2 protein-coding genes are annotated in these 2135 nt (G+C 60.4%); both read right to left on the reverse strand.

The genetic code is table 11. The features are described from left to right. Positions 1–932: 932 nt before the first annotated feature. Positions 933–1667, reverse strand: coding sequence for an ABC transporter ATP-binding protein (locus EOA85_RS33495; RefSeq protein ID WP_127212564.1), 735 nt, complete (start codon positions 1665–1667; stop codon positions 933–935). Next, positions 1660–2135, reverse strand: a 476-nt coding sequence (locus EOA85_RS33500; protein ID WP_127212565.1) for an ATP-binding cassette domain-containing protein, incomplete at its 5' end; no start/stop codon positions are given. The genes EOA85_RS33495 and EOA85_RS33500, both read right to left, overlap by 8 nt.

A 2135-nucleotide genomic window follows, 5' to 3' on the forward strand; every position in this document is an offset into this window, starting at 1 on the left:
CCTCTATAGCTTCCTTAGTAGATTTCCCCTCGTTAACTTGCTGCTCAACTTCCGCGAGCCGTTTTTGGGCCCTGCCGATCGCAGCCTCAATCCCCGTCTTCATGTTCTCAAGGACCTGGACCTGATTTTGGAAACTCTTCATATAAACATCGTCGATGGGCATTTCATTCCTCCATCTATGCCGCGCTCGATAGTTAGCGGCCGTTATGCAAGCCAGACTATGTCATACCACCATTCGAATTCAGTGGTATTGGGATTTGTGGCGGTATCCCGATAAGCCAAGAGCGCGATCCCCAGTGCGAATCCGCTCGTGAATTTTCCGTATGCCCACCCCGGGTCGTCTGCCTTCCACATAGTAAACGGCCCCGCCCCCCAACCTGACCAATGTGGAGTGTGGCCTGAGCTTTGACTGGGGCCGACATATTTAATCCCGTCGAACGGTAACACGGCTCCAGCGTCAGCCTGCACAACCCAGGCGTCGACCCACCTGGGTTCTTCGGAGGGGTTGAGGCCTGTGATCGGACCCGTCGGCCACTCGACCCGACCATTGTTAAGTGTCTGCATAAGGTCCCAATTGGCTGCCATGACATATCTCCAATCGCTGCCGGGCGACTCACCCGGATTCAAGAACAAGAGATCATATGCTCGTCAACTATGTACCATTTCTTCGAAATCGGCTAGGTTATACATTAGGTTTAGGTAATGTGCCGTAGGCGCTCGCGCGCGAACTTCTGGAACGGGTCCGACTGCTACCGTTCATTGGGGATGCCTCGAACTTCCGCAGATGGCGCAATCGCGGCGTCCAGAATGGTCGCCAACAATCTCTGCTTTCAGGCAGTGGCAACGGTCACCTCGGTGGCCGATATCAGGCGCATTGCTGCCGTTCACAACGCGGACAATGTGCCGCGACCTCGCTTCCGAATGCGCGTGTCTTAGATCTTCAGGTGCTGAAGAACGCGGGCCGCCGTGCCCGCCGTCACATCGCCGGCATCGTCGATCCGGCCGAGCTTCAGCACTGCCCAGCTGTCCGCGACGCCGAGGGCGAAGGGTAGGTTCTGCTCAACGATCAGGATTGTCGTGCCGTTCGTCCTGCGCTCCTCCCGGAGTGCCGCGGCGATGCGTTCGACGACTGATGGCTGCAGGCCCTCGGAAATCTCGTCGATCAGCAACAGCTTCGGCCGCAGCATCAGCGCGCGGCCGAGAATGAGCATCTTCTGCTCGCCGCCGGACAGCGTTCCGGCCCGTTGCGACAAGCGCTCCGTGAGGAACGGAAAATGCTCGTAAACCCGTTCCACGGCTTGTGCAAAACCGCGATCCGAGCGCAAGACGAGGCGCAGATTGTCGCGCACGCTAAGATCCTGGAACAGCGCCTGCTCCTGCGGCGCATAGCCGACTCCCGACGCAATCAGCGAGGCCTGCGAAACACCACCGATCGAAGTGCCGTCGAGGCGGATGTCGCCCGAACGCAGCGCCACGAAGCCGAGGATGGTTTTCAGCACGGTGGTCTTGCCCATGCCGTTCTTACCCATCAGCGCGAAGATCTGTCCCGGCGCGATGGCCAGCGACAGCGCCTCGATGATGGCAACCGGCCCGTAGCCGCTCGACACATTCGACAGCGACAGTTTCGGCGCGATGGTTTTGGCCTCTGCCTGTCTTGCCTCAAGCATGGGCGCCTCCCGAATAGATCGTCCTGACCATTTCGGAATTGACGACCTGATCGACGCTGCCGTCGAGGACAAGCTTGCCTTGGTGGAGAACGACGATCCTGGTCGAGATGTCACGGACGAAATCGAGGTCGTGCTCTACCAGTATGGCGGCAAAGCCAAGCTCGCCGGTCAGCTTCTGCAGCGTCGCGCCAATGGTCGTGCGCTCGACCTTGGTCAGCCCGGCCGTAGGCTCGTCGAGCAGGATGAGCTTTGGCTCGAGTGCTACGACCATGGCGAGCTCGAGGCTCTGCTTCTGCCCATGCGACAGCAGTGACACCGGTCGGCCGAGCATGCGGTCGAGCCCGGTGGAGCGCAGAATGTCGGCGGCGGCCGCCGGCAGTCCAAGCGTGGCGGAGCGGCGCAGCAGGCTCGGCGCGTTGCGCGAGGCGCGTGCCATGCGCAGGCAGTCGGCGACGGTCAGGCTGTCGA

Origin of the sequence: Mesorhizobium sp. M5C.F.Ca.IN.020.29.1.1 (assembly GCF_003997375.1) — a bacterium.
GTDB lineage: Bacteria > Pseudomonadota > Alphaproteobacteria > Rhizobiales > Rhizobiaceae > Mesorhizobium > Mesorhizobium wenxiniae.